We start from the raw sequence: 20,586 nt of genomic DNA, 5'->3' as shown, positions 1-20,586 counted from the left end.
GGGCGTTTTTTGCGCTAACACGCTTTTCCCCTCAAAATGAATTATACGCTTTCCCACATTCCGGAACGGACCGTTAAACCCCGGCAGGACGGCCTGACGATGGTTATGGACAAGGGGCTTAGTATCAGACAGGTCGAAGATTTTTTATCCACATCGGCCGCCCACGTCGACATTGTGAAGTTAGGCTGGGCTACGTCATTCGTAACGCCCAATCTGAAAGAGAAACTGCAGGTTTATAAAGATGCCGGCATCCCGGCCTATTTTGGCGGAACGCTGTTTGAAGCTTTTGTGATCCGAAACCAGTTCGACGACTACCGGCGATTGCTCGATACCTTCGATTTACAGTATGCCGAAGTATCAGATGGCTCCATCGAGATGAACCAGGACGACAAATGTGCGTACATTCGTCAGTTGGCTACCCAGGTAACGGTTTTGTCGGAAGTAGGGTCGAAAGACGAGGCCAAGATCATCCCGCCTTACAAATGGATTCAGTTGATGCGGGCCGAACTGGAAGCAGGTGCCTGGAAAGTAATCGGTGAAGCCCGCGAAGGCGGCACCGTCGGCCTGTTTCGGGCCAGCGGGGAAGTTCGGCAGGGGCTGGTGGAAGAAATCCTGACACAAATTCCGTCCGACCGAATCATCTGGGAAGCCCCCCAGAAAGAACAGCAGGTGTGGTTTGTGAAGCTGCTGGGTGCCAATGTCAATCTTGGTAATATTTCCCCCAATGAAGCCATTCCATTGGAAACCATTCGGTTAGGTCTTCGTGGGGATACTTTTTCTCATTTTCTGAACGGACTCGGGCTGAAAACCGGCCAGGAACCGTCGCATTAATCAACCAAGAAATCACCCCTATGGAATTCCTCCAGTCGGTTCTCGACTTTTTTTTGCATTTGGACAAACACCTTGCCGACATCATCAATGAATACGGCACGTTGACCTATGCGATTCTGTTTCTGATCATTTTCGTAGAAACCGGATTGATCGTTATGCCGCTGCTGCCGGGCGACTCGCTGCTGTTTGCCGCCGGAGCCCTCGCGGCTTCGACCGGTTCGCTGGACATGAAAATCATGATTCCGTTGCTGATTGTGGCGGCCTTGCTGGGCGATAATGTCAATTATTTCGTTGGAAAAGTCCTTGGTAACCAGATCAAAATGCGCGAACGAATTCTCTTCTTCAAGCGGGAATACATCACTGAAACCGAGAATTTTTACCAGAAACACGGCGGAAAAACCGTCATCATGGCCCGGTTTATTCCCATCGTTCGCACGATCGCGCCATTCGTCGCTGGTGCAGGAAGTATGAACTATGGCAAATACATCAGCTATTGCGTAGCCGGTGCCATTTTATGGGTCGTGGGCGTGAGTATGCTCGGCTATCTGTTTGGTAATTTGCCGATTATAAAAAATAACTTTGAGCTGGTCATTTTTGGCATCATCGGTTTGTCGATTGCTCCGATTATTTTCCAATTCATCAAGTCGAAGGTGAGCCGGACAACGGCCTGATGGTGACCCATCGTTTTCTGCTTGAACCGGCACGGGATTATTGGGATTGATAATCCTTCTTCATCTACAATAGGAATCATCCCTACGGATTGGTGGATTTGATCATCCATCCCGTAGGGATGATTGCTATTGCAGGCATTCGATTCAAAATGAAAAAGAATGGACATGCCAATTTGACCAACGCAAAAACTACGCTGACAAAGTCAAAAAGCCGCTAAATGATTTCGGTGGGAGTGGACACAAGAAAATATGAAAGCAATGAATGCTCGCGTGCCACTTTGCTGGGAAAGAAGAGGAGAAAGCCGGTTAGCCTTTAAAAATAATAATCCCTGAAAGCTAACCGGCCGTTGGTTACCGGGCCCGCTTAACGTTCGTTGCATTCAACCCTTTCGGGCCGCGCTCTACTTCGTAAGTGACTTTGTCTTGCTCCCGCAGTTGGTCCTGGCAGGCAGACACGTGAACGAAAATGTCTCCACTTGAGTCATCAGGTACAATAAACCCGAATCCTTTGTTCTCATTAAAAAACTTAACTGTACCCGTTGGCATGATTTTCAAGAATAAAAATTGAGTTGTAAAGTAACGGTTTCTTCCCGGTAGTTTTCACTCTGAGGGTAAAAAAATATGCGAAGAATGAAAAAAAAGCCGCAAAGACCGATTTTGCGGGCTCTTTGCGGCAATTGTTGGATTATTTTTTGGCGGAATAGTCCGCTTTTTAGTCGTTAATGATCGTTCAAAGGGAGGCCGCGCCGTTGAAATTCTTTCCAGTTGACGTATTCATCACCCTTCCGTTGCTCCACCATCGTGATGCAATCATCGACCGGGCAAACCAGTTTGCAGAGATTGCAGCCGACACATTCTTCCTCGATGACGGAATATGTATTATACGGTTTGCCATAGGCCAGGCTGATCGACTGGTGGGACGTATCCTCGCAGGCGATGTAACACAGCCCGCAATGAATGCACTTATCGGGGTTAATTTTCGCCACGATGTGGTAGTTGATGTCCAGATCTTCCCAATGCGTAATGGTGGGTACGGATTTGCCAATAAAATCATTCAACGTTTTAAAGCCCTTTTCGTCCATCCAGTTGCTGAGCCCCTCGCACAGGTCTTCGATAATCCGAAAACCGTGTTTCATCACCGCCGTGCACACCTGCACCGTCGTAGCCCCCAGCAGCAGAAACTCGGCGGCATCTTTCCAGGTGCTGATGCCGCCAATGCCCGAAACCGGCACCCGCGACGTGATCGGATCCTGGCTGATGGTGGTGAGCATTTTCAACGCAATCGGTTTGATGGCCGGGCCGCAATAACCGCCAAAAACGGATTGCCCCGCAACGTACGGATTGGGCACCAGCGTGTCGAGATCGACACCGGTGATCGATTGAATGGTGTTGATCAGCGAAAGCCCGTTGGTGCCGCCCTCCACCGATGCCCGGCCCGATGGCACCACCGAATGGACATTGGGCGTCAGTTTGGTAATCACCGGAATTGTGGCTTTTTCCATCACCCATTCCACCACCATCCGGGCAATTTCGGGGTCCTGCCCAACGGCCGCGCCCATGCCGCGTTCGTTCATGCCGTGCGGACAGCCAAAATTAAGCTCCAGACCGTGGGCGCCGGTGTCTTCCACCTGCGCAATCAGCTCGTGCCATTTTTCCCGGCTGTTGTCGGCCATGAGCGAAACCACCATCGCCCGGTCGGGGAAAAGGCGCACGCATTCGGCAATTTCGCGGAGGTTGATGGCCAGCGGCCGGTCCGAAATCAGCTCGATGTTGTTGAACCCCATCATCCGGTTACCGTTGTAATCGACGGAAGAATAGCGCGACGACACGTTTTTGATCTGGCTGCCCAGTGTTTTCCACACCACGCCACCCCAGCCGGCTTCAAACGCCCGCAGCACGTTGTATTTTTTGTCCGTCGGTGGAGCGCTCGCCAGCCAGTACGGGTTGGGCGATTTGATGCCGAGGAAATTTGCCGATAAATCCGCCATAGGAGGAGTTGGTTGAGTTTATGGGTTTACGGTTTTCCGTATTCGGTTTACGGTGCGGTTCCCCGCCGGGACTGACGCATTCCAGCGAACGCAATGATAATCTGTTGGAAAGCGCGCGTCAGTCCCGGCGGGGAACCGCACCGTAAACCGAATACGGAAAACCGTAAACTATTTTAAGAATTCCAGAATCGCTTTAGCGCCGTCTTTCCCGGCCTGAACCGCGTCGACGACTTCCTTGCCACCATTGACGCAGTCACCGCCCGCAAAAACGCCCCGGAGGTTGGTGGCACACGCGTCGTTAATCGTAATTTTGCCTTTCCAGTTCTCCAGGTGATTCGCGCTGACTAAGGCTTCAAACGGCATTTGTCCGGCGGCTTTGATCACCATGTCAACGTCCAGTGTTATTGTTTCTCCGGTTTCTATGGGCGACCGGCGGCCGCTGGCGTCGGGTTCGCCCAGTTGCATCAGGCTGCAAATCAGTTGTGTAACCTGCCCGTTTTCGCCGATGATTTCCTGCGGAGCGGCCAGCCAGACGATCCGACAGCCGTCCAGTTTCGCCAGATTCAACTCGGCTTCCGTGCAGGGCATTTCGGCCTGTGTTCGGCGGTAGACGATGGTCACCTCGCTGGCTCCCAGTCGTTTAGCTTGCGTTGCGGCATCAATAGCGGTCATGCCCAGGCCAATCACGGCTACTTTATCTCCCACCGGCACGGAGGAATACCCATTGGTCCGGATGTCGTAGATAAACCGGATCGCATCTTCGACGCCGTTGAGGGTTTCGCCGGGAATGTCCAGTTGCCGGGCCAGTCCGACGCCAATGCCCAGATAAACCGCGTCGTAGGTTTGCTGTAAGTCGGCCAGCGAGACGGTTTTGCCCAGTTCGGCGTTGTAGTGGATCGCAATACCGCCCAGCGACGTGATGAAATCGACCTCATCCTCGCAGAACTGGGGCGTTACCTTATAAGCCGCAATGCCGTACGTCATCAGCCCCCCGCCTTTGCTTTCCTTTTCGAAAACCGTCACGTCGATGCCTTCGCGGCTCAGTACGTGGGCGCAGCTCAAGCCCGCCGGACCCGCTCCAACCACGGCGACTCGCTTACTTGTAGACGGTTTTCGCTGAAACAGCGGCCACTTTTCCGCAATGGCTTTTTCGGTAGAAAACCGCTGGAGTTTGGCAATTGGAATGGGCGGTTCGTCCATTAGGTTGTAGACGCACGAACCCTCGCATAACTTCTCGACCGGGCAGACTTTTGAACAGCCACCACCCAGGATGTTGGCACTGAGAATGGTATGAGCCGATCCTTTGAGATTATCGGTCGTAATCTGCCGGATAAATTTTGGAATATCGATACTTGTCGGACAGCTTTTAATACACGGTGCATCGTAGCAAAACAGGCAGCGGTTGGCTTCCACCAAAGCCGCATCGCGCGTTTCGAACGGCGGATGAATATCACTGAAATTCTCCCCGTATTTTTCTGCCGTTAAGCGGTTATTGACGATTGACATGTTTTTTAATGATGGATTATGAATGATGAACGATGAATTTTACGCGTCGGCCATTCATCGTTCATCATTCATAATCCATCATTTCGTTAAAGTTCAACCAATTTGTTGTACGTCTCCGGTCGTCGGTCGCGGAAGAACTGCCAGACGCTGCGGACTTCTTCGATCAGATCGAGATCAAAATCGGCGATCAGCAATTCGTCCTGATCTTCCGAAGCCGTCGCGAAGATTTGCCCGCGCGGATCCACGAAATACGACGAGCCATAAAACCGGCCGAGATTCCAGGGCTTTTCTTCGCCCACCCGGTTGATGCAGCCCATGAAATAGCCGTTGGCAGCCGCGTGGGCGGGTTGTTCGAGCTTCCACAAATACTGCGACAAACCTGCCACCGTTGCCGATGGATTGTATACAATTTCTGCGCCATTTAATCCCAGACACCGGGCTCCATCGGGAAAATGACGATCGTAACAGATGTAAACGCCAACTTTGGCGTAGCGGGTCTGAAAAACCGGATAGCCCAAATTGCCCGGTTTAAAGAAGAATTTCTCCCAAAAACCGGAGGTGTGCGGAATGTGGTTCTTGCGGTATTTGCCCAGATACGTTCCGTCGGCGTCGATCACAGCCGCCGTGTTGTACAGGACACCGGCCTGCTCTTTCTCGAAAATGGGAACGATCATCACCATGCTGTATTTTCTGGCGTACTCCGCCATTTGGTCGATGGTCGGCCCCGGAATGGTTTCCGCCGATTTGTACCATTCCCGGTCCTGTCCGGGACAGAAATAGGGCGTATTGAAGATTTCCTGAAGGCATAGAATCTGGACGCCTTTCTGCCCGGCTTCGTCGATTAGCGGCAGGTGTTTTTGCACCATCGCTTCTTTAATTTCTGCAATCGTGCCTTCGCCTTCCGTCAGCGGCAGACTCATCTGGATCAATCCCGATCGGATCATTCGTGGCATAATGGTGTGATTTAAATCGTTCCGCTGACTTTATTTCGTTTGATGAATTGCCCGTATCCTTTTTCAACGAGACAGTTCCCGTTGTCAATAACTACTTTCCCGCGTAGCAGGACGGTTTTTACTTTTCCGGTTATTTCCCAGCCTTCATACGCCGAATAATCGACATGCATGTGGTGCGTTTGTGCCGAAATCGTATGTTTTTCAGTCGGGTCGAACAGGACGAGATCGGCGTCACTTCCGACCGCAATCGTGCCTTTTTTCGGGAATAAACCGAAGATTTTTGCCGGATTGGTGCAGGCTACTTCGATGTATTTATTCTCCGTAATTTTTCCGGTATGAACCCCCTCGCTGTAGAGTAACTCCATTCGGTTTTCGATGGCGGGGTGGCCGTTGGGAATTTTTGAAAAGTCGTCTTTGCCCATCAATTTCTGCTCCCACATGAAGGGACAGTGATCCGTTGCTACGACCTGCACCAGCCCCTGGTTGATACCGGCCCAGAGCGTCGTCTGGTCTTTTTTCTCCCGCAGGGGCGGACTCATCACCCACTTGGCGCCCTCAAAATCTTTTTCATAGAGCGACGCGTCCAGAATCAGGTACTGAATGCAGGTCTCCACGAACAGTTTCTGGTTCCGGCGAGTAGCATTCCGAACGGCGTTCAGTGCGCCCTCGCAGGTCAGGTGAACGATGTAGGCGGGGCAACCGGTGTAGTCGGCCATGTCGGCAAAGCGGCCGCTGGCTTCGGCTTCGGTCATTTCCGGCTGCGAAAGGTAATGATACAAGGGAGCCAGCTTGCCTTCCGCCCGGTGTTTGGCCACAAGGTAGTCGATCACGTCGCCGTTGGTCGCGTGAACGGTTACCATGCCGCCCTGTTTTTTCACTTCCTGCATCAGGGCCACCATCTGCCGGTCGTCGATCATCAGCGCACCTTTATACGCCATGAAGGTTTTGAATGACGTAATGCCTTCATTTTCAATCATCTGTTGGATTTCGGCGCGGGTGTTTTCGTTGAAGTCGGTGACGGCCATGTGAAAACTGTAGTCGCCCACGGCGGTTCCTTCGGCTCTCGAATTCCAGTCGGCCAGGGCGTCTTTCAGGGAATGCCCCTGTTTTTGCAGGACAAAATCGATGACGGTCGTGGTGCCGCCGTGGAGTGCCGCGCGGGTTCCGGTTTCGTGGGTATCGCTCGAAAACGTGCCCATGAATGGCATGTCCAGGTGGACGTGCGGGTCGATGCCGCCGGGGAAAACCAGCAGGCCGGTGGCGTCGATGGTTTCGTCGGCCGGAAACGACAAGTCCTTTCCGATGGCGCGGATGGTTTCACCTTCCACCAGTAGATCAGCGACATACGCGTCGGTCGCCGTGATAATCCGTCCGTTTTTAATCAAAAGCGACATGCGGGAGTTCGTTAGAAGGGAGAGGTTGGTATGAGCGCATCATGACCAGATAAACCAGGCCGCTGACCAGAAAACCGACAAACCAGGCATAATTGTACAGGTGCGAAATCCAGGCCGGAACGCTGTCGGCCGGAATTAGTTGGATCGTGGTCAGAAAACCGGGTACGTTGGGCAAAATTCCCAGCAGTAAAGCGACCAGAGCGGCCGGGTTAAAACCGGTTTTATAGCTATACATACCGGTCGCGCTGTACAATTCAGAAGTGATTAATTGCTGTTTTCGGACAAAGAAATAATCCGCGATCATGATGCCGCCAACTGGCCCGAGCAGACTTGAATAACCGACCAGCCAGGTAAAAATATAGCCGCTCGGATCGGCGATGAGTTTCCACGGAAAAATCAGAATCCCGATGACGCCGGTGATGTAACCACCCGTTCGGAAGTTGATTTTGGCGGGCGCCAGGTTAGCAAAATCGTTGGCGGGACTCACCATGTTGGCGGCAATGTTGGTGGCCAGGGTCGAAATTGCCACCGCAATCATGGCCAGGCTGACGATGAGTTTGTTCTCGAATTTCCCCGCCAGTACGAGCGGGTCCCAGATCGTGCTGCCGTAAATAATCGTCGTGGCCGAGGTGACCACCACGCCGATGAACGAGAACAGTGTCATCGACGGCGGCAGTCCGATAATCTGCCCTTTGATCTGCGCCTGCTGGCTTTTGGCATAGCGCGTAAAGTCGGGAATATTCAGCGACAACGTGGCCCAGAAACCGACCATGCCGGTTAAGGCCGGAAAGAAAAACGCGAAGAAATCGGCGGTATTGACAAATTTGGAAGGCTGTTCCAGAATAGGACCCAACCCGTTTCCGGCCGAAATCGCCCAGAACAACAACGCCAGCGCGGCCACCGGAAGAAAGAAAGCTTTGAAAACGAGCAACTTCTTGATGCTTTCGACACCGAGGTAAATAACGTACATATTGAGCAGCCAGAACAGAAAGAAGCAGATTGCGGGGCCGGTTTGGAGCCCGAAAGACGCCGGGAAAACCGGGGGTAGCGTTTCCAGGGCCGGTATCCAGAGCCGGAACATCTGGTAAAGCGCAAAACCGCCGATCCAGGTTTGAATGCCAAACCAGCCACAGGCCACGATGGCGCGGAGCAGGGCCGGGATGTTGGCCCCGCTGGTGCCGAAACTGGCCCGCGCCAGCACCGGAAACGGAATCCCGTATTTGGCTCCTGCGTGTCCGTTTAATACCATCGGAACCAGCACAATGGTATTGCCCAGAAAAATGGTCAGAATGGCCTGCCACCAGTTCATGCCGCCTTCGATGAGCGAGCTGGCGAGCATATAGGTTGGAATGCACAAGCTCATGCTGATCCACAGGGCCGCGTAATTCCAGGTCGTCCAGGTGCGTTTGTCCACCGGAATGGGGGCCAGGTCTTCGCTGTAGAGCGTGGAAGCAGGACGCGGATGTTGACTTTCGCCGGTACGACTTTGCATAAACAATCAGCAGGTTTGGAATAGACAATTTTCCGGTGAATCGGAATGGTTAAGGTAGAAATAAAGGCCCGGATTATCAACTACCGTTTACGCACCTGATAGCAGAGTTATCAGACGAACTTATTCATTTAACAAACCTTAACTTGGAGAAGGCTGGAGGCTCCTTTTATCTTTGCCAGCTTATGAAATTCGACTTGGCCTTGAACCATTTTCTTCCTTTTCTTCTGGTTGCCCTGCTGACCAGTCCGGCTTTTTCCCAGCCCACGCAACGCTCGCTGGGCGACTACACGGTTTTTACCATTCCTTTCAAGGGCGATTCCATCACGTTTGCCGTCGTCGCTAAAAAGGGAGAACTGAACAAACGGAAGCCCATTTTTCTCTTTCGGCAGGGGTCGTTACCCATTCCGTTGTTCACGATCAATCCGAAGACGAACCGACCGGCTTTAACGGAACTGCCCCGGACCTGTTACGACCACGAAGCGGACTATTACAGCATCATGATTGCCAAACCCGGTATTCCGCTGGTCGTTGACGACGCGTACCTGGATACCTTGTTCAGCCGCCGGTCTGCTCCCAAAACCGGCATGTATCCGGCGGCCTATCAAAGCCGTAACTATCTTGACTATTACGTCGATCAGACGAACGCCGTCCTGCGGTTTGTGCTGAGCCAGTCCTGGGCCGATCCGAAAAGGGTCGTTATTGCCGGTGGTTCGGAAGGCTATCATGTGGCCATCAAAACCGCTTATACCAACCCGCAGGTCACGCAGCTGATTGGTTTTTCGGGCAATCTGGAGGGTCGTTTTCAATCCATTTTGCGCACCGAGCGAATGAAAGGGTATACGGGAGAATACACGCAGGAGGAAGCGCAGCGCCGGGTCGAAGCCCTGCAAAACGAATGGGCGGCTCTTTGCCGTGATTCTCTGAACACCAGCGCAGTGGAAGGCGATCCCAACCGAACCATGTACTCGTTTTCTCACGGCCACAACCCGGATTTTTTGCTGGCCTTGACCATCCCGATCTGCATTCTGTATGGCACCGCCGACGTCGGGGCTACTTCCAATGATGTTTTACCGCTGGCGTTTGCCCGGCGGGGTAAGACCAACCTGACGCTCCGGGCTTATCCGAACCACGATCACACGTTCCACAAGCTGACCTACGGTTCCGGTGGCAAGGTTATTGACAAATTCTACAACGGGGCCGCGGTTGAAAAAGATTATTTTGAGTGGTTGAGCCAGCACTGAGGTATTAAATAGGACCTTCCATTCCCGTTATTCTGCCATCAAGGCCTTTCTTTTATCGTGTTTGCGGCTCTCAAATTATTGGTTAACTTTACAATAAATGTATTTTTGTTTACTTTAGGGTACTGATCTCGTTTACATTGAAAATCGAATGAAAGAAGATTCACTGGCCAATAAAGCATATACTGAACTAAGAAGAAAAATCCTGTCTAACCAGCTTGTATCCGGAATGCGGCTCAAAGAAGATGTCTGGGCTGGCAAACTGGAAGTAAACCGCATGGCCATTCGGGAAGCCCTCACCCGGCTTCTGGGCGAGCAGTTGGTGGTTTTGGGTGAAAAAGGCGGTTTTTTTGTGAAGTCTCTCATTGCTGCCGACATTCAGCAGATTCGGGAGTTGCGGGAAATTCTGGAACTGGGTGCGATCCGGTTGGCCATTCAAAAAATAGACCAGCAACACATCGACGAACTGGAGCGAATTTGTGAGGACTTTACGTCCATGATTCAGCGCGGTTATTTCGGTGGAGCCTGCGAAGCCGACGTGAAATTCCACGAAACCTTAATCGATAGTGCCGACAACGAAAAACTCCGGAATCTGTACCAATCCGGCAATATTCCCCTTTTTCATCAGAAGTTAGGGCAAGCCCAGACCCACATGGACGACTATGAACTTACGGACATGGAACACCGGCAGATTCTGAAAGCCCTGAAAGAAAAAGACCTCAAACTCGCCGAAGAAACGCTCACCCGACACCTCATCCGCGGTGAAGTCGCTACGCTGGACCTCGACTGAGGTCTATTTTTTTGTTCCTCTTTTTTTTCCGATTACCCCTTTCTCCTCCAAATCCGACTGCTTCGTTTTGCCAATAAACGCTCCCTTCCAGCATTTCTGCCCTTTCTGAAGCCCTTATTGTAAACTTCTGCCACTGAACGCTCCGCTTCGGAAAACCGGCGTATCGGTCCGGCAGTTCTACACAATTCGTATAAACTGAAAAAAAAGAATAGAATATTTTTTTGTTAACAAATTGACTATATATTTGTAAGCATAATTAAGGTATTCAGTACCTCGGCTCGTTTCCTGACTGAGTTCTAATAAACCGAATGCACGTTTCTTTTATGTTCTGCCCTGACTGGATGAAGGTGAACTACCAGGGCATAAAAGCCCGTTAAAGCCATCGACTTTACACCAAGCCTGGATCATCTGATGCGGGATTTGTTTACGATTCTCTTTTCGAAGTAAGTCTGTATCCATTATTCAGTTGCTAAAAAAGGCCTGAGCTAGTGAGTTTCCCCGCGTACGATTGCTAAGTAGTGAGTCAAGACCTCTTAATCAACCTCAAAACGTATTGGTGTATGAAAAGAAGAAAGTTTTACCAGATAGGGCCGTGCTTTGTCCTGCTGCTTGCCTTTTTCCTCGGTACATACGGGCAGGTGTCCGCACAGGATGCCCGGGAAATCCAGGGAACAGTTGTAGACAATAATGGTCAGGCGACCTTGCCCGGTGTTAACGTCGTTATCAAAGGAACCAGCCGGGGAACGGCCACGGGTGCCAATGGACAGTTTACCATCAGTGCCAAACCGAGCGATGTTCTGATTTTTTCGTTTATCGGCTACGTAACCAAAGAGGTTACGGTGAATTCCCAGACGATAATAAATGTTAGTTTAACGTCTGATTTGCAGTTGCTTAACGAAGTGGTTGTTACCGGATATTCCAGCCAGCGGAAGAAAGACATTACGGGTTCGGTGGCGGTGGTCGATATGAAAGCCGTGAAATCATTTCCGGCCGGTTCGGCGGTTCAGGCGCTGCAGGGACAGGCTGCCGGGGTCAATGTGATCACGTCGGGAGTTCCGGGCGCGAGCAGCAACATCTTTGTTCGGGGCGTCACGTCCTTCGGTAATACGCAGCCGCTGGTGCTGGTCGACGGGATTCAGGCCGATCTGAACAACATCAGCGCCGACGATGTCGAGTCGATTCAGGTGTTAAAGGACGCCGGTGCGGCCGCTATTTACGGGGTTCGGGGTTCCAACGGGGTGTTGATCGTAACCACGAAAAAGGGTAAATCCGGTAAGCCCACCATCACGTATGATGCCTATTACGGGATGCAGATGCCTCTGCCCGGCAATCCCTTCGACCTGTTGAACGCCCAGGATTTTATGAAAGTGGTGAACATTGCCACACCCAATAATATTCTTTTTGCTAACGGAATGCCGGACTATTTGTATGCAGGACCGGGTGTTGCCGGGGTTGCCAAAGCCGGGGACCCGGCCGTTGATCCGTCCAAATACAGTTACGACCCGATTAATACCGCCAATAATTATCTGATTCAGCAAGTCAATAAAACCGGTACTGACTGGTTTCATGAACTCTTTAAACCCGCACCCATGACGAGCCATAACCTGACCGCCAGCGGAGGGACCGACAAATCGAACTATTTGCTTTCACTTGGTTATATCAACCAGCAGGGAACGCTGATTGAAACGTACATGAAACGGTATTCGGCGCGGGTCAACACGGCTTTTAAAGTGGGAAAAAATATCCGGATTGGTCAGAATGCCAACGTATTTTACCGGGATAGCCCCGGGTTTGGAAATCAGTCCGAATTTGGTACGCTCTCGGCGGTTTATAAAATGATGCCCATCATCCCGGTTTACGACATTAAAGGCAATTACGGAGGTACATTTGCCGGACCGGGCCTGGGAAGTAACCAGAACCCGGTAGCCATGCAGAAACGGAATATTAACAACCGTTCCAATTCGTGGAATATCGTCGGCAATGCGTATGCCGAAGTAGATTTTCTGAAAAATTTTACGGCCCGTACGAGCTTTGGTGCAACGATCGATAACAACTACGGTCAGAGTTTTAATTTTACACAATACGAGAATAAACAGGGCAACAGCAGTCCGAACAGTTATTCGGAGAATGCCAGTTTTAACAGCACCCTAACGTGGACCAACACGCTCAAATACGAGACCCAGCTTGGCAAACATTCGATTCAGGCGTTGGTGGGATCGGAAGCCATTAAAAGCTCCGGTCGGGGTGTTGGCGGGAGTTCGCAGCGGTTTTTCTCCACGAATTATGACTACCTGATTCTGGGGAACGGAACCACCGGGGTTACCAATTTCAGCAACGCCTACATCAACAGCCTGTTTTCTATTTTCGGTCGGGTCGATTACGCTTACAACGACAAGTATCTTATTGGTGCCACCATTCGCCGGGACGGTTCTTCTCGCTTCGGTAGCGAAAAACGGTATGGCGTGTTCCCATCCGTTTCGCTGGGCTGGCGGGTTTCCAACGAAGCCTTTATGAAAGACATCAGTTGGCTGAGTGACCTGAAAATCAGGGGAAGTTACGGTATTCTGGGTTCTCAGAACAACGTGGCACCCGAAAATGCCTTCAGCTTGTACGGTGGCGGTTATGGCACGGCCTACTACGACATCGCCGGAACCAGCAATACGGTTCAACAAGGATTTATCCAAACCCGGATTGGCAACCCGAATGCGGGCTGGGAAGAAAACATCGTCTCCAATCTGGGTTTTGACGCCAGTCTATTCAACAACAAACTGGACGTTTCGGTCGAATATTACAAGAAATCCATCAATGGCTTGCTTTTCACGCAGCCGCTGCCGGCCACGGTTGGCGGTGCAACAGCGCCCGTGGTCAATATTGGCGATATTCAAAACAAGGGGGTCGACGCGTCATTGACCTACCGCGGTACGATTGCCAACGCACTGCAGTTTTCGGTTGGAGCCAATATCACTTCGTATAAAAACATGGTGGTCGACATTCCGAATCCGGGCTATTTTGAGGTATCGAGTTTGCAGGGGATGGGCAATCTGGTTCGGAATCAGGAGGGGCAGGCCGTCAGTTCTTTCTTCGGCTATGACGTTCTGGGCCTGTTCAATTCAGCAAGCGAAGTGTCGGAATCGCCCGCACAAAGTGGTGCGGCTCCCGGCCGTTTTAAATACCGGGATGTCAACGGCGATGGCGTGATTACACCCGCCGATCGCACCTTTCTGGGTAGTCCAAATCCGGATTTTACGTACGGAATCAACCTGGGACTAAATTACAAAGGATTTGATCTGTCCACTATTTTTTACGGCTCACAGGGCAATGAAATCGTCAACACCATTCGCTCGTATACCCATTTTTATGCCGGTTATGTCGGAAATAAAAGCAACGTATTGTTGAATGCGTGGACACCGCAGAATACCAACACCACGGTCCCCATCATCGAAACCGGTACATCGTTAAGCACATCCGGCGCGTTAAATTCTTATTTTGTGGAGGACGGTTCTTACTTGCGGATGCGGTCGTTAATCCTGGGGTATACGCTGAAACCAACGCTTTTACAAAAAGCAGGCATTGGTAAACTGAGGGTCTATGCGCAGGCGGCTAACCTGTTTACGATTACAAAATATACCGGACTCGATCCGGAGTTAGGCGGCAGTAGTTCGGCTTTTGGGGTCGATTTTGGGAATTACCCGAACAACCAGCGGAATTTTCTTTTCGGCGTCAATCTATCCTTTTAAAACACCTCCTGTTAAAAAATAGAAATCATGAAAAGAAATTATCTAAAACCGATTTTAACAGGCTGTCTGGTATCGCTCTTGTCGTTGTCAGCCTGTACGGAAGAGTATCTGGAAAAACAACCCATCGGTTCGATCAGCGAAAGTACCCTGGCGAATAAGTCGGGCATTAAAGGGGTTCTGATTGGCGCTTATTCACTGCTCGACGGCGTAGGCGCCACGGGCGGGAGTTTCTGGAGCAGCCCGACGGTTTTGTCGAGTATGGCGTCCGACGATGCACACGTGGGAACGGAGCCGAACGGTTTACTGGCTTCCTACGAAGCCTATACCCACGATCCGACCAGTTCGTCGACCAACGAACGCTGGCAGTTTCTGTATGCTGCCGTTCAGCGAACCAACGATGTCCTGCGTTTACTACCCAAGGTTACCGAACTAACGGCCGACGAAGCGGCCCAGACCAAGGCCGAAGCCATCTTTTTGCGGGGTGTGTACCATTTTGAAGCGGCCAAACTGTGGCGCAATGTACCGTTTGTGGATGAGTCGATTGGCTATGACGCCGGGAATTACAACGTCTCGAATACCGACCCGATCTGGCCTAAAATTGAAGCGGATTTTAAATACGCGGCTGACAACCTGACACCGACCAAATCCGATGTCGGGCGGGCCAACAAATGGGCGGCCAAAGCTTTTCTGGCGAAGGTGTATCTATTCCAGCAGAAATTCACGGAAGCCAAACCGTTGCTGGCCGAAATCATCGCCAGTGGCGTAACATCCAATGGCAAGAAGTACGCGCTGGCCGAACAGTATTTCGACAATTTCAGAACCGATAAAAAACACGGACCCGAAGCGGTTTTTACCGTTCAGATGTCGGTTTATGACGGTGCCAACGGTTCTAACGGCAATGCCGCCGATATGTATAACGGCCCATTTGGCGGTCCGCCGTCGTGTTGCTACGGCTGGTTGCAGCCTTCGTTCGACCTGGTGAATGCCTACCAAACCGATGCCAACGGATTGCCGCTGATCGATTCGTACAATAAAAACCTGGTTACCAACGACCAGGGGTTGCAATCGTCGGCAGCGTTTACACCCTACGCCGGTACGCTCGACGCGCGGCTGGACTGGGTGGTAGGCCGCCGGGGCATACCGTATCTGGATTGGGGCATCCACCCGGGCATGGCCTGGATTCGGCAGCAGAATACCGGTGGGCCGTATAGCGTCATCAAGAACATTGCCTGGCAGGCCCGCATCGCCACCGATCGCGAAAATGCGAACACCAACAACCCCTACAGCCTGATTCGTTTTGCGGATGTGCTGCTCTGGGCGGCTGAGGTCGAAGTGGAAATCGGGAGTCTGGCACAGGCGGAAGCCTACGTCAACCAGATTCGGGCGCGGGCAGCCAATCCGGCCGGTTTTGTGAAGAAATACATTGACAATGCGGCCCCGTTGAAAGGATTTACCAACGAACCGGCAGCGAACTACAAGGTGGGACTCTATACCGGGCAGTTCGTTCAGAAAGGCAAGGAGTTTGCCCGGGAGGCCGTCCGGTTTGAACGGAAACTTGAACTGGCGCTGGAACACCACCGGTTTTTCGATCTGCAACGCTACGACAACGGCACAGGCTACATGGCGACGCTTTTGAACAACTACCTGAAGTACGAAGCGGCTGTTCCGAAGTACTTTAATCAGGATTACATGAAAGGGGCTTTTTTCACAAAAGGAAAGAACGAACTTTATCCCATTCCGCAGGCCCAGATCGATTTGAGCACAACAGAAGGGAAACCGACACTCAAACAAAATCCGGGGTATTAATTTCTGATTTATTCTGACTATTTCCGCTATGATTAACCCTAACAACAACCCGCAGGCTTCGTCCGGAGCATCGGACGGGACGTCACTGAACCCAAAGGAAACCAGCCCTTTCAACCGCCGTTCGTTTCTGCAATCGCTTGGGCTGGGTGTTACCGCCCTGGGCATTTTGCCCGGCTGTTCGACCGGTAAGCAACCCGTGCAGGCCGCTGCCGGAAAACCGGCTATTCAGGGATTTGAACGGACGCAGGAAACCGCCAGCGCAACCAAAAAGTGGGTGCCGGTTTCGGACCGCAAAATCCGGGTCGGCATTGTCGGCTACGGTCTCTGTAAATTCGGAGCGGAGTTTGGTTTCCAGAACCATCCCAACGTCGAGATTGTCGCCGTGAGCGATCTGTTTCCCGATCGCTGCGCTCAGTTGGCGAAGGCGTGTAATTGCTCGAAAACGTATCCGTCGCTCGAAGAACTCGTCAAAGACGACAGCATCGAAGCGGTTTTCATTGCCACCGATGCGCCGAGCCACGCTAAACACGCCATTCTGGCCCTTCAGCACGGCAAACATGTAGCCACGGCGGTTCCGGCGGTTTTTGGTTCGCTGGAAGATGCCGACCGGCTGTATGAAGCGGTGAAGGCCAGCGGCAAAAAATACATGATGTTCGAAACGTCCTGTTTCCACGAAGATCTGTACGCCATGCGCCAGATATATAACGCGGGCGGTTTGGGCAAACTGGTTTATTCGGAAGGTGAATATTATCACTACATGGATGATCCACTGCCATCCTACAAAGAGTGGCGCGTCGGTTTGCCTCCGCAGTATTATCCGACCCACTCCAACGCGTATTATGTGGGCGTCACCAACGGCAGTTTCACCGAAGTTTCCTGCCTGGGTATGCCGAGTATTTCCAGGCAAATGCAGCCCGGCAGCAACCGGTATAACAACCCGTTTGGCTCCGAAATCGCGATGTTCCGCACCAGCGAAGGCGGTTCGTCGCGGATGGCGGTGAGTTGGGACACGCCCGGCGACCACGGCGAACGGGGCCGTGTTCGCGGACAGAAAGGATCGTTTTACGGCAAATACGAAGGGCTGGAGAAAAATCTGCCCGATCTGGTTCGGCCCGCCTTGCCTCCCGGTGTCGAATCCGGCGGTCACGGTGGCTCGCACGGACGGCTGACGGACGAATTTCTGACGGCTATTTTGCAGGATCGTCACCCGCTTGTCAACATCGTCATGGCGCTGAACCTGACGGTTTCGGGCATCGTCGCCCACCAGTCGGCCCTGAAAAATGGGGAAACGCTGAAAATTCCGCAGTATAAGCTTTGGAATGTGTAAAGTTTGACTAACCCTTAACGCCCCTAATCCGTATCGACGGCCCGGCCCTAAAGGGGACTTGGACGCCGACGCATCCGGATCTGAAAGTCCCCTTCAGGGGATTAGGGGCAAATTTATTCTTTACTGTATGAATAATTCTCTCAATCGTCGCAAATTCCTGAGTATAGCCGGAACCTCGGCAGCCGCGCTGTCGGTGTCATCCCGGTTTGCGTTCGCGGGCCCATTGTCAGCGGATCGGAAAGTACGGATTGGCATTATCGGTGGTCGGTTTGGTCTCGGTTTTTATTTCCACGAACATCCGAACTGTACCGTCGAAGCCGTCAGCGACCTGCGTTCCGACCGTCGGGATGCGCTGATGAAAACGTACAAGTGTACAAAAAGCTACGAATCGCTGGACAAGCTGCTGCAGGACCCTAAAGTCGAAGCGGTTTTTCTGGCCACACCCGCACCCGATCACGCCAGTCACGTGCTGGCATCGCTGAAAGCCGGGAAACACGTTCTCTGCGCCGTTCCGGCGGCTTTGAACCTGGAAGATTGCGCCAAACTGCGGGATGCCGTCAAGAAATCCGGGCTGACCTACATGATGGCCGAAACCAGCGCCTTCATGCAGAGCACGATTTCGGTTCGGAAAATGTATAAAGCCGGGGAGTTCGGAGCCTTGTTTAGTGCGGCTGCCGAATACAACCACCCCGGTCTGGAAGTTCTGTATTTTGAAAACGGCAAACCGACCTGGCGTCACGGCCTGCCGCCGATGTTGTACCCGACGCACTGCACCTCGTTTTTGATTTCGGTCACCGGCGAGCGCCTGACGCACGTTAGCGGCATGGGTTGGGGCGACAACAGCCCGGTTCTGAAAGGAAATCCCTACAAAAACCCGTTCTGGAACGAAACCGCTTTTTTCAAAACCAATAAGGATACGCCGTTTCGGGTGGAAGTGAACTGGCGGGGGGCGTTGCGGAACGTGGAACGGGGCGAATGGCGGGGCGAAAAAATGAGCTTTTTCATGCCCCAGGCCGAACCCGGCGAATCGATTATTGTTCGGTCAGATGCCAAAGAAGGGCTGGATCACGGCGGATTTCAGGTGGCCAAAAACACCACCGAGACGTTTAAACAGCCAAAGTGGTGGGAAACCGACATGCTACCGGCCCCCATGCGGCACGACAGCGGTCACGGCGGTTCGCACACGTTTATCACCCACGAATTCATCGACGCCATCGTCAACAACCGCTCGCCCTTGGTCAACATTCACGAAGCCCTGGCCTACACCGCGCCCGGAATCGTCGCCCACCAATCGGCTCTGAAAGATGGCGAATATTTGAAAATCCCGAGTTTCGATTAAAGGGGTATTCGGTTTACGGTATACGGTGGCTGACGCATTTTTCAATATCGAATAATGAATATCGAATGTTGAATGACGAGCATGGAATGCGTCAGCCACCGAAAACTGTAAACCGTAAACATAAAAACATCAACTGTATCAACCTGAATTGACAATGAACAAGTGGCCGAAATCGCAGGAAATTCTCAAAACCAATGAGCAGTGGATACCCGGTGGAGTCGTATCGCTCAACCGGAAATCGGACCCCAATATCTGCTTTACCAAAGGGTCGGGTAGCCGGGTGTGGGATATCGAAGGAAATGAATACATTGATTATCAGGCTGGTTTTGCGGCTACGTTCCTCGGTCACAACGATCCGGACATCAACGAAGCCGTTCGGCAGGCGCTGGGCGAACAGACGGTTTTGATGGGCGCGGGACCAACCGATCTGGAAGGGCAGTTTGCGGAGTTGTTCTGCAATAGCGTGCCTTCCGTCGAAAGTCTCCAGATCACGTCCACCGGCTCCGAAGCTACTTACCACGCCATGCGGATTGCCCGCGCCGTCACGGGCCGCGATCACGTCATCGTGATTCAGGGCGGCTACAACGGCTGGCACAACGACGTGGCCTGCAACGTCATCAGCAGCCTCGCCGACGTGGGGCCGCGCGTCAGCCCCGGTGAGTATCCGTTCGATGCGCTTTCGGCGGGGATTCCGGAGGTTCATAAATCGCTCGTCCACATCATTAACTACAACGACCTCGACTCCGTCCGCTACGTGTTGAAGCGGCATCCGGTGGCCTGTCTGATTATTGAACCCATTTTGCAGAATGTCGGCATCGTCAAACCGCAACCCGGTTATCTGGAAGGACTGCGGCAACTGGCCGATGAAGACGGGTTTTTGCTCATTTTTGACGAAGTAAAAACCGGTTTTCGCCACGCCATCGGTGGTTACCAGAGCCTTTGTGGCATACAACCGGATTTAAGTACGTTCGGAAAAGCCGTTGCCAATGGCTATCCGCTGGGCGTGATTGGCGGTAAAAAAGAATACCTGGACTACTTTATTCATCCCGACAAAGCCAAACGGGTGCTGATTGCGGGAACCTACAATGCCTTTCCGCTGACCACCGTAGCCGCCATTGCCACCCTCAAAAAACTGCTTTCGCCGGTGCATAACGTCTACAAACACGTCAATATGCTCGGTCAGATGCTGGAAGACGGTTTGAATACGATCTTCGCATCGACGGGACGGCCTTTCCACCTGGCGCGGCAGGGATCGGCCTATTGTCTGTATTTCATGGATCATGCCCCCGTCGATTTTCACGATATTGCCGAACACCATGATTTCGTGCTGGATAAAACGTACCGCGTGAAACTGATCGAGAAAGGCGTTTTCAACTTTCCGCTGCCGATCAAACAGGGTAGCATTTCGTTTGCCCACACGGTTCAGGACATTGAGGAAACCCTGGAACGAACCGAGGATGTGGTCAACCACCTGTTCAAAAAAACGCTGTCCACCCAAATCGCCTGATTAACAG

The 20,586-nt window shown here is 52.2% G+C and carries 15 protein-coding genes; 9 read left to right on the top strand and 6 right to left on the bottom strand.

Going from position 1 to position 20,586, the window contains the following annotated elements; all coding sequences use genetic code 11:
• The first annotated feature begins 36 nt into the window (after positions 1 to 36).
• Entirely contained in the window at positions 37 to 831 is a 795-nt protein-coding gene (locus ACO064_RS12290) for a phosphosulfolactate synthase (RefSeq protein WP_421827646.1), read from the top strand.
• A 20-nt stretch (positions 832 to 851) separates the two neighbouring features.
• Entirely contained in the window at positions 852 to 1,502 is a 651-nt protein-coding gene (locus ACO064_RS12285) for a DedA family protein (protein WP_421827645.1), read from the top strand.
• Positions 1,503 to 1,853: 351 nt separating this feature from the next.
• On the opposite strand, the gene ACO064_RS12280 is transcribed toward ACO064_RS12285, so the two are convergent.
• The 6 genes from ACO064_RS12280 to ACO064_RS12255 all read right to left on the bottom strand — a co-directional run bounded on the left by ACO064_RS12280 (position 1,854) and on the right by ACO064_RS12255 (position 8,835).
• Complete coding sequence (locus tag ACO064_RS12280; RefSeq protein ID WP_114406921.1) at positions 1,854 to 2,048, bottom strand: cold-shock protein; 195 nt, start codon at positions 2,046 to 2,048, stop codon at positions 1,854 to 1,856.
• A gap of 173 nt (positions 2,049 to 2,221) precedes the next feature.
• Entirely contained in the window at positions 2,222 to 3,490 is a 1,269-nt protein-coding gene (gene preA, locus ACO064_RS12275) for an NAD-dependent dihydropyrimidine dehydrogenase subunit PreA (RefSeq protein ID WP_421827644.1), read from the bottom strand.
• Positions 3,491 to 3,658: 168 nt separating this feature from the next.
• A complete protein-coding gene (locus tag ACO064_RS12270) occupies positions 3,659 to 4,996 on the bottom strand; it encodes an NAD(P)-dependent oxidoreductase (RefSeq protein ID WP_421827643.1) in 1,338 nt (445 codons plus the stop codon).
• An 86-nt stretch (positions 4,997 to 5,082) separates the two neighbouring features.
• Positions 5,083 to 5,949 carry a nitrilase-related carbon-nitrogen hydrolase gene (locus tag ACO064_RS12265; RefSeq protein ID WP_421827642.1) on the bottom strand — a complete coding sequence of 289 codons (867 nt, stop codon included), beginning with the start codon at positions 5,947 to 5,949 and terminating at the stop codon, positions 5,083 to 5,085.
• 11 nt (positions 5,950 to 5,960) lie between these two features.
• Positions 5,961 to 7,343, bottom strand: coding sequence for a dihydropyrimidinase (hydA, locus tag ACO064_RS12260; protein ID WP_421827641.1), 1,383 nt, complete (start codon positions 7,341 to 7,343; stop codon positions 5,961 to 5,963).
• The gene (locus tag ACO064_RS12255; RefSeq protein ID WP_421827640.1) at positions 7,327 to 8,835 is read right to left on the bottom strand and encodes an NCS1 family nucleobase:cation symporter-1; all 1,509 of its coding nucleotides are present in this window, start codon (positions 8,833 to 8,835) and stop codon (positions 7,327 to 7,329) included. The genes hydA and ACO064_RS12255 overlap by 17 nt, the downstream gene beginning before the upstream one ends.
• A gap of 182 nt (positions 8,836 to 9,017) precedes the next feature.
• On the opposite strand from ACO064_RS12255, the gene ACO064_RS12250 reads away from it, so the two are divergent.
• The 7 genes from ACO064_RS12250 to ACO064_RS12220 all read left to right on the top strand — a co-directional run bounded on the left by ACO064_RS12250 (position 9,018) and on the right by ACO064_RS12220 (position 20,579).
• Positions 9,018 to 10,076: a hypothetical protein gene (locus tag ACO064_RS12250; protein WP_421827639.1), complete on the top strand. Its 1,059-nt coding sequence runs from the start codon at positions 9,018 to 9,020 to the stop codon at positions 10,074 to 10,076.
• A gap of 148 nt (positions 10,077 to 10,224) precedes the next feature.
• On the top strand, positions 10,225 to 10,863 hold the full coding sequence (locus ACO064_RS12245) for a GntR family transcriptional regulator (RefSeq protein WP_114406746.1): 639 nt from the start codon (positions 10,225 to 10,227) through the stop codon (positions 10,861 to 10,863).
• A gap of 560 nt (positions 10,864 to 11,423) precedes the next feature.
• The gene (locus ACO064_RS12240) at positions 11,424 to 14,600 is read left to right on the top strand and encodes a SusC/RagA family TonB-linked outer membrane protein (protein ID WP_421827638.1); all 3,177 of its coding nucleotides are present in this window, start codon (positions 11,424 to 11,426) and stop codon (positions 14,598 to 14,600) included.
• A 27-nt stretch (positions 14,601 to 14,627) separates the two neighbouring features.
• A complete protein-coding gene (locus ACO064_RS12235; RefSeq protein WP_421827637.1) occupies positions 14,628 to 16,406 on the top strand; it encodes a RagB/SusD family nutrient uptake outer membrane protein in 1,779 nt (592 codons plus the stop codon).
• A gap of 28 nt (positions 16,407 to 16,434) precedes the next feature.
• Entirely contained in the window at positions 16,435 to 17,733 is a 1,299-nt protein-coding gene (locus tag ACO064_RS12230) for a Gfo/Idh/MocA family protein (protein ID WP_421827636.1), read from the top strand.
• A gap of 127 nt (positions 17,734 to 17,860) precedes the next feature.
• Positions 17,861 to 19,072, top strand: a complete 1,212-nt coding sequence (locus tag ACO064_RS12225; RefSeq protein WP_421827635.1) for a Gfo/Idh/MocA family protein — start codon at positions 17,861 to 17,863, stop codon at positions 19,070 to 19,072.
• 154 nt (positions 19,073 to 19,226) lie between these two features.
• Positions 19,227 to 20,579 carry an aspartate aminotransferase family protein gene (locus tag ACO064_RS12220; protein ID WP_421827634.1) on the top strand — a complete coding sequence of 451 codons (1,353 nt, stop codon included), beginning with the start codon at positions 19,227 to 19,229 and terminating at the stop codon, positions 20,577 to 20,579.
• Positions 20,580 to 20,586 lie beyond the last annotated feature (7 nt).

Origin of the sequence: Larkinella sp. (genome assembly GCF_965227735.1) — a bacterium.
In the GTDB taxonomy this organism is placed as follows: domain Bacteria; phylum Bacteroidota; class Bacteroidia; order Cytophagales; family Spirosomataceae; genus Larkinella.
This window is presented reverse-complemented; position numbering and strand designations above follow the sequence as displayed.